Raw genomic sequence first — 749 nt, forward strand, 5'->3', positions numbered from 1 at the left:
CTTCGATTTCACCATTTAATGTAGAGATTTTTTCACATTCTTGTGCGATTAAAATGCGAATTTGATTGATGATTTTATTGACACTTTGACGAGAAATGTTGCTTAATTTTGCAATTTTAACAGCCTCAATATCAAGACTTCTTGCAAAAGCTACAAGCGTAAGCGAAGTAGAAATATATTTAATAATCTCTCTTGTTTTTGCCTCTGAAATTCTTGAACGAATGATATACTTGTTTTTCATCGCTGACATCATAACTTAAGACTCCTTTATGTGGGATTAAGTTGGATTGAGCTTTTGTTAATTATTTTGCGCGCTTTTTTTAATAGTTTTTGGATTTTGGCAAAAGAGGTTTGCAAGATTTAGATTTATTAAATATTTTGCAAAAAACTATCAAAATTTACATAATTTTATATCCAAATTTATTTTAAAAGTGCATAATTCCAAAAAATCATAAGAGTTACTTTTAATATTTACTTATTTTGCAATTAGTTCAAAATACCTAAAATAACCAAAAGTAGCTTTTATCAAATCTAAATACAAGGGGTAAATATGCTACAAAATAGCGCATTTAAGGATACTTATCAGCACAAAGCAAAATCTAATAGTAAAATCTTTTTGCCAAAATCTATTTGTTTTGTTGCGTTTTGTTCGTTTGCTTTAGCCACGCAGGATTTAAGCCAAAATCCTACAAACTCGACAAATAATTTAGGCTCAATTTAACTTAAGCGGTTGTTTTCTTATCATTTTC

General features: G+C 28.4%; 1 protein-coding gene and 1 pseudogene. One reads left to right on the plus strand and one right to left on the minus strand.

The window, feature by feature from the left end; all coding sequences use genetic code 11:
- Positions 1-253, minus strand: a pseudogene (locus ACWIX0_RS13935) (hypothetical protein); the annotation flags it as partial.
- Between the two features lie 297 nt (positions 254-550).
- On the opposite strand from ACWIX0_RS13935, the gene ACWIX0_RS13940 reads away from it, so the two are divergent.
- Complete coding sequence (locus tag ACWIX0_RS13940) at positions 551-721, plus strand: hypothetical protein (protein WP_454174579.1); 171 nt, start codon at positions 551-553, stop codon at positions 719-721.
- Positions 722-749 lie beyond the last annotated feature (28 nt).

Source organism: Helicobacter sp. T3_23-1059, from assembly GCF_053654515.1.

What these genes read in the sequence shown, in the direction of transcription:
- ACWIX0_RS13940 (WP_454174579.1), top strand. Translation starts at nt 551, where the DNA reads ATGCTACAAAATAGCGCATTTAAGGATACTTATCAGCACAAAGCAAAA.